Origin of the sequence: Arthrobacter sp. ISL-69 (genome assembly GCF_018613775.1) — a bacterium.
GTDB lineage: Bacteria > Actinomycetota > Actinomycetes > Actinomycetales > Micrococcaceae > Arthrobacter.
Window position 1 is genome coordinate 1 of record NZ_JAGGPO010000042.1, and the last position, 6,802, is coordinate 6,802.

Consider the following 6,802-nt stretch of genomic DNA (forward strand, 5'->3'; position numbering starts at 1 on the left):
CGCCGAACTCGTCCTCGAACACGGCCTCCTCACCGCCGAACAACTCCAGGAACTCCTCAGCCCCCAACGCCTGGCCAACCTGAGCAAGTAACCGCACCACCACCGAAGCACCTCCGGCTCCTCCCCAACAGGAAACCAAAGGACAACCAATGACACAGCCACAGCAGGACACTGCCCAAAAACAGGCAGTCAGTGACCACACCATTCCGGCGCACGCGCACGCTTCCGAAGCCACTCTCCACCGCGAGGACGAGGGCTACCACAAGGGACTCAAGCCGCGGCAGGTCCAGATGATCGCCATCGGCGGCGCGATCGGCACTGGGCTCTTTATGGGTGCCGGCGGCCGGCTTGCCACCGCCGGGCCTGCCCTCATCATCAGCTACGCGGTGTGCGGCTTCTTTGCCTTCATGATCCTGCGCGCCCTCGGCGAACTGGTGATGCACCGCCCCTCGTCAGGATCGTTCGTTTCCTACGCCCGGGAGTTCTTCGGCGAGAAGGCAGCCTTCGTCACCGGCTGGCTGTACTGGCTGAACTGGGCGATGACCGCAATCGTGGACATCACCGCCGTCGCTCTTTACATGAACTTCTTCAAGAAATACTGGGCTCCGATCGCGGATGTTCCCCAGTGGGTGTGGGCGCTGACGGCCCTGATCCTGGTGCTCGGCCTGAACCTGATCTCCGTCAAGGTCTTCGGCGAGCTCGAGTTCTGGTTCGCGCTCATCAAGGTGGTGGCGCTGGTGACCTTCCTGGTGGTGGGGATCTACTTCGTCATCTTCGGCACGCCGGTGGACGGCCAGCAGGTGGGCTTCAGCCTGATCGCGGACAACGGAGGCATGTTCCCCAACGGTCTCCTGCCGGCCATCGTCGTGATGCAGGGCGTAGTGTTCGCCTACGCTTCCATCGAGCTCATCGGCACCGCCGCCGGTGAAACCGAGAACCCGGAAAAGATCATGCCCAAGGCCATCAACACGGTGATCTTCCGTATCGCGGTGTTCTACGTGGGCTCCCTGGTGCTGCTGTCCCTGCTGCTGCCGTACACCTCGTACAAGGCCGGCGAAAGCCCGTTCGTCACGTTCTTCGGCTCCATTGGCGTGGAAGGCGTGGACGCGATCATGAACCTGGTGGTCCTCACCGCGGCGCTGTCCTCGCTGAACGCCGGCCTGTACTCCACCGGCCGCATTATGCGCTCCATGTCCGTCACCGGGTCCGCCCCCAAGTTCGCAGCCCGCATGAACAAGGCCGGCGTACCCTACGGCGGCATCGCACTGACTGCTGCCGTTGCCGTCCTCGGCGTGGTGCTCAACGCCCTCGTTCCCGCCGAAGCCTTCGAGATCGTCCTCAACGTCGCCTCCCTGGGCATCATCAGCACCTGGGCCGTGATTGTGATGTGCCAGATGCAGCTGGCGCGGCTGGCCAAGCGCGGCGAGCTGCTCCGCCCGGCGTTCCGGATGCCCGGCGCCCCGGTGACCGGCTGGATCACGCTGGCCTTCCTGCTGGCAGTGCTCATCCTGATGGCCTTCGACTCCCCCGTGGGCACCTGGACCATTGCTTCGCTGCTGGTCATCATCCCCCTGATGATGCTGGGCTGGCGCCTCTGCCGGGACCGCGTCTTGGAGCTCGCCGCGGTCCGCGACGGCTTCACCGGCCCCTACCCGCTCGTAGCCAACCGCCCGGGCCCGGGCGCGAAGAACGGCGAATAGCCAACAGCAAACAGCCCCTCCCTTAGCGCGAACGGACACCTGCGGCCCTGAAATCTTCGGATTGAAGGGCGGCACGTGTCCGTTCGCGCTTAACCGGAGCCGGCGTAATGCAACGCCGCCGCAACCCCCGGCGGGGGTCGGTTCGCATATGCTCAGCAGAGAAGTTCACGCTGGCTCAACGACGAACCACCACAGGAGTAATGCTCATGACCACCTGGCGGATCAGGGATTTCCATTCGGCCGATCTTGACGGCATCCTGCACCTCTGGGAATCGCTGAAGGCCACCAACGTGGAGCCCGTCTACGCGCTCTCCGAAGTCCTGGCCTCCTGCGAGAAGGACCACGCCGTCGTGGCGGTGCAGGGTGACCAGGTGGTGGGTGCCGCCGTCGGACGTGCCGCGCACGACCAGGGCTGGATCGTCTTCCTGGCCACACTCCCCGAATTCCGCGGCCGCGGGATCGGCACCTCGCTGCTGGCCGCCGTCGAAAACAGGATGGCCCCGCACGGGCTGAACAAACTGTCCGCGCTTATGCCGGAGTCCGAAACCCGGGTGGAGGCGTTCCTCAGCCGCGGCTTCGTGCTCAAGAAAAATTTGCGGTATTTCGAGCGGACCATCCCGGTGCAGCGCCAGGAACTCGAACCCCTGGGCCTCCTCGGCGGCCGCATCCTGGCCCGCGACCTCTGGGAGAACGTTGCCGGCATGCGGAACGAGAAGGAACTGCTGGAACGCCGGCTGGTGCTCCCTCTGGCGGAAGCAGACCTTGCGGACGAATTCGGCGTAGTGCCGCCACGCGCCGTCGTGCTCTTCGGCCCTCCCGGCACCGGAAAAACCACGTTTGCCAAAGCGATCGCGTCCCGCCTGGAATGGCCGTTCGTGGAAGTATTCCCCTCCAGGCTGGCCGCCGATCCCAAGGGCCTGGCCGGCGCGCTCCGTGAGACGTTCCTGGAGATCGCCGAGCTGGAACATGCCGTCGTGTTCATAGACGAGGTGGAGGAGATCGCGTCCCAGCGGTCCGGCGAACCGCCGTCGCCGCTGCAGGGCGTCACCAACGAGCTCCTCAAGATCATTCCGGCCTTCCGCGAACAGCCAGGGCGCCTGCTGGTCTGCGCCACCAACTTCATCCGCGCGCTGGACACCGCCTTCCTGCGGCACGGCCGGTTCGACTACGTGATCCCCATCGGGCTCCCGGACTCCGAAGCCCGGCGGGCCATGTGGGAACGCTTCATCCCTGCCACCGTGGTGGACGACGTGGACGTTGAGCTGCTGGTGGACCGCACCGAGGGTTTCTCCCCCGCGGACATTGAGTACGCGGCCCGGAGCGCCTCCCAGCGTGCGCTGGAAAAGGCAGTGTACGACGACGGCGGGCTGGCTTCCGGCGGCAACGTTTCCATCCGCGAAGCCGTCCGGAAGGGACCCGCCACGCAGGACTACCTCGATGCGATCGGTGACACGCGCACGACGGTGAGCAAAGAGGTCCACGAGCTGTTCCTGGAGGACATCGACGCACTGGGCCGGGTGTAGCCCCTGACGCGCGTCCGATGATCCTGTTCCTGACTGTTCTCAGCGGCATCGCCTGGACGGTGGTGTACGTTGACGCAGTCCGGATCGGTTTCAGGGACCGGAGCTATGCGATCCCCGCCGCAGCCCTGGCGCTGAACTTCGCCTGGGAGGCCATCTATGCGTCTCATTCGGCCACCACCGGGCTGTCCGTCCAGGGCGTCATCAACATCGTGTGGGCGCTGGCGGACGTCGTCATCCTGTACACGTTCTTCAGGTTCGGCCGGGCGGAGCTCCCTGCCTGGGTGACCCGGAAGCTCTTCCTTGGTTGGGCACTCCTCCTGGGCGTCACAGCCTTCGCTGTGCAGCTGTTATTCGTTGCTGAGTTCGGCTGGGAGGCCGCGCCGCGTTACTCGGCCTTCCTGCAGAACCTGCTGATGTCTGGGCTGTTCATCGCCATGTTCGTTGCCCGCGACGGCGCCCGGGGCCAGTCCCTGCTGATCGCCGTCGCCAAATGGATCGGAACCCTGGCTCCCACCATCGTGTTCGGCTGGTTCGGCAACGCGCCGCTGATCCTGGGCGTAGGCGCTCTCTGCAGCATTTTCGACCTCGCGTATATCGGTTTGATGCTGCGGGCGCGGCCGGGGCGCGCTGGAGCGGCCGCGGCTCACGGCGGTACTCTTTGAGCCATGTCCAATAATTCCCTCCGGCATGCCATGGCCCGTATGGGCGGCCGCGACCCGCATGAGCAGCACCGTGCCGCCACGCCACTGGAGCTGTTCTTCGACCTGACGTTTGTCATTGCCTTCGGAGTGGCCGGGAGCCAGTTCGCCCACGAGATCGCCGAGGGCCACTTCGGTGCCGGGCTGTTGGGCTTCTCCTTTGCGATGTTCGCCGTGATCTGGGCCTGGATCAACTTCACCTGGTTTGCCAGCGCCTACGACACCGACGACTGGGTTTTCCGCGTGGTCACTATGGTCCAGCTGCTCGGCGTGCTCATTCTGGCCATGGGGATCGAGCCATTGTTCCACTCGCTGGTGGAGGGCGACCATGTGGACAACGCCGTTATCGTGGGGGGCTACGTGATCATGCGCCTTGCCCTGGTGTTCCAGTGGCTACGCGCGGGGCAGCAGGACCCGGCCCGCCGGCAGACCTGCCGGCGCTATGCAACCTACCTGGGTGTGGTGCAGCTCGGCTGGATCGCGGTGCTGGTCATTCAGGCCGACGTACTGACGACCATCCTGATGACCGTTCCCCTCTACGTACTGGAAATGGCCACGCCCTACGTCGCCGAGCGCTCGATGCGGACCCCATGGCACGCGCACCACATCGCCGAACGCTATGGGCTGCTCGCCATCATCGCCCTTGGAGAATGCCTGATCGGGGCGATCGAAACACTCCGCGCCATCGTGGCAAACCACGGCTGGAGCGTGGACGCCGCGCTCGTGGGCTTCGGCGGGACAGCGCTGGCCTTCGGCATGTGGTGGATCTACTTCATCCTGCCGGCCGGCCAGGCCCTGCACCTCCAGCGGCACCGCTCGTTCTTCTTCGGCTACGGGCACATCCCTATCTTCGCTGCCATCGCCGCCACGGGCGCCGGACTGCATGTGGCCGCCTACTACATTGACCATGAGGCGCACATCAGCGCCGCCGTGGCCGTGGCCAGCATCGCCGTGCCGGTGGCCATTTTCAAGGTGTCCTTGACGGCGCTGTTCAGCGGCATGATCTGCGCGGACCGCACCGTCATAGGCGTGGCAGCCGGCGTCCTGGTCGCCCTGGCGGGCAGCGTTGGACTCGCCGACGCCGGGGTCTCGGTGCCCGTCTGCCTGCTGGTGATTGTGCTGGCGCTGGGCGTATCGATTGTCATCGATGAAAAGCGCGGCACCGAACGGATGAACGCGGCGCTGGAGCAGCTGAAAGCCGGAGCCTAAGAGGCCCCGTCCGGCCGGGTGTCTGCCGTTTCCGAGGTCTCGGCAGGCTCGGCCACCGGGGAGACAGGCTCGACTCCTGCGGTGTCGTCATAGGAGAGGTTCTCGTAGTCGGTGTCGTCGGCCTCGTCCAGGTGGTCGTCCAGCTCCTCGAGCAGCCACGGGTTCACGCGGGCCAGGATCTTCCGGACTTCGTCCACCGGGACGGCGTCATAGAGCACCGGCCGGGCCTCGTCGTACCGGGTGACCGGAGGCTTGTCCGGCCACTTTTCGGCCAGGGCCTTGACTCGCTCAGGCAGGGAGTTGTGGGCGTTGTCCGCGATCTTGACCAGTGTGGCGTCGTGGTCTTCGGCGATGAACCGGATACCGGCCTGGTAGTCGTCCGGGTTGTCATGCAGCCGCTTGGTGACACGCTCAATGATGTCCACGGCGCGCTCGGAGACGCCCATGTCCAGCAGCGCCCGCCGGGTGATGGGGGTGTCTTCGGCGATGTCGTGCAGGTAGCCGGCTATCCGGATGTCGTCGTCGAAATCCGCCAGGGCATCGCCGACGGCGAGAACATGTTCGCGGTATGGCCGCTTGAGCTTGTCCTTCTGGCGGTTGTGGGCCACCTCGGCGAGGACCCGGGCCGTGTCAACAGTGAATCGTGGCTGGGGGAGGTTTGCGTCCGGGGTTCCTGTTTCTGGCATGGTTCCAGCCTACGCGCCCAGCTGCACCGCCCCCGGCCACACCCAGGGGTCCCGTGGCAGTGCAGCGGGATCAAAGGACCCCAGGGCCCGCGGCAGCGGCCCGGCGGGGAGGCCCAGCGATTCCAGGATGATGTCTCGGACACGGCCCGCATCCAGCCCGGCGTCCGCGAGGTCCGCCAACGTCACTGCGCCGTCGCGCTTGGCCAGGCGGACGCCGTCGGAATTCACCACTAGCGGCACGTGCGCATATTCCGGAACGGGAATATTCAACAGGGACGCCAGATGGGCCTGCCGCGGCGTCGAGGGCAGCAGGTCGTCCCCGCGGACCACCTGGTCAATTCCCTGGGCTGCGTCGTCCACCACCACGGCCAGGTTATAGGCGGTCACGCCATCGTTGCGCCGGAGCACAAAGTCGTCCACCATGCCCGTGTATGTGCCGTGCAGCTGGTCTTCGACCGTCCAGTCCGTCACAGCCGCTCGGAGCCGGATGGCGGCGGGGCGAATTGTCCTTTTGAACTCGAGTTCTGCCGGATCGAGGTTCCGGCACGTCCCCGGGTACGCACCCTGCGGGGCATGCGGCGCCGACGGCGCCTCCTGGATTTCCCGCCGGGTGCAGAAGCATTCATACGTCAGCCCCGCGCCTGCGAGGCGGTCGATCGCCTCTGCGTACAGCGGCTCGCGTTCCGTTTGGCGTACGACGCCGCCGTCCCAGGTCACGCCGATCGCCGCCAGATCGCGGAGCTGCTCCGCCTCCGCACCGGCACGTGCCCGGTCAAGGTCCTCCACGCGCATCAGGAAGCGCCGGCCGGTTGAGCGGGCGAAGAGCCACGCGAGAATGGCTGTCCGCAGGTTTCCGACGTGGAGTTCGCCGGAGGGGCTCGGAGCGAAGCGGCCGGCGGATGTCATGGCACCAGCCTAGGTGTATTAACCACGGAGGTTGGTGACGCGGCTGGCGGGTGGTTGACCCTTGAGTGAGGTGTGGCCTC

General features: G+C 65.9%; 6 protein-coding genes. 4 read left to right on the top strand and 2 right to left on the bottom strand.

Annotated features, from left to right (window positions below):
• Positions 1-149: 149 nt before the first annotated feature.
• From J7I79_RS21800 to J7I79_RS21815, 4 genes are all read left to right on the top strand, one after another.
• Positions 150-1,700 (top strand): amino acid permease, encoded by a 1,551-nt coding sequence (locus J7I79_RS21800; protein ID WP_214956958.1) that lies wholly within the window; start codon positions 150-152, stop codon positions 1,698-1,700.
• 206 nt (positions 1,701-1,906) lie between these two features.
• Positions 1,907-3,223 carry an ATP-binding protein gene (locus J7I79_RS21805; RefSeq protein ID WP_214956960.1) on the top strand — a complete coding sequence of 439 codons (1,317 nt, stop codon included), beginning with the start codon at positions 1,907-1,909 and terminating at the stop codon, positions 3,221-3,223.
• 17 nt (positions 3,224-3,240) lie between these two features.
• Positions 3,241-3,885 (top strand): hypothetical protein, encoded by a 645-nt coding sequence (locus J7I79_RS21810; RefSeq protein ID WP_214956962.1) that lies wholly within the window; start codon positions 3,241-3,243, stop codon positions 3,883-3,885.
• A gap of 3 nt (positions 3,886-3,888) precedes the next feature.
• A complete protein-coding gene (locus J7I79_RS21815; RefSeq protein WP_214956963.1) occupies positions 3,889-5,130 on the top strand; it encodes a low temperature requirement protein A in 1,242 nt (413 codons plus the stop codon).
• On the opposite strand, the gene J7I79_RS21820 is transcribed toward J7I79_RS21815, so the two are convergent.
• Together J7I79_RS21820 and gluQRS are read right to left on the bottom strand one after the other, a co-directional pair.
• Positions 5,127-5,816: a phosphohydrolase gene (locus tag J7I79_RS21820; RefSeq protein ID WP_251043147.1), complete on the bottom strand. Its 690-nt coding sequence runs from the start codon at positions 5,814-5,816 to the stop codon at positions 5,127-5,129. The two genes, J7I79_RS21815 and J7I79_RS21820, sit on opposite strands and share 4 nt — an antisense overlap.
• 9 nt (positions 5,817-5,825) lie before the next feature.
• Positions 5,826-6,722 (bottom strand): tRNA glutamyl-Q(34) synthetase GluQRS, encoded by an 897-nt coding sequence (gene gluQRS / locus J7I79_RS21825; protein ID WP_214956965.1) that lies wholly within the window; start codon positions 6,720-6,722, stop codon positions 5,826-5,828.
• Positions 6,723-6,802: the final 80 nt, after the last annotated feature.

What these genes read in the sequence shown, in the direction of transcription:
- J7I79_RS21820 (WP_251043147.1), bottom strand. Translation starts at nt 5,816, where the DNA reads ATGCCAGAAACAGGAACCCCGGACGCAAACCTCCCCCAGCCACGATTC.
- J7I79_RS21805 (WP_214956960.1), top strand. Translation starts at nt 1,907, where the DNA reads ATGACCACCTGGCGGATCAGGGATTTCCATTCGGCCGATCTTGACGGC.
- J7I79_RS21810 (WP_214956962.1), top strand. Translation starts at nt 3,241, where the DNA reads ATGATCCTGTTCCTGACTGTTCTCAGCGGCATCGCCTGGACGGTGGTG.
- gluQRS (WP_214956965.1), bottom strand. Translation starts at nt 6,722, where the DNA reads ATGACATCCGCCGGCCGCTTCGCTCCGAGCCCCTCCGGCGAACTCCAC.
- J7I79_RS21815 (WP_214956963.1), top strand. Translation starts at nt 3,889, where the DNA reads ATGTCCAATAATTCCCTCCGGCATGCCATGGCCCGTATGGGCGGCCGC.
- J7I79_RS21800 (WP_214956958.1), top strand. Translation starts at nt 150, where the DNA reads ATGACACAGCCACAGCAGGACACTGCCCAAAAACAGGCAGTCAGTGAC.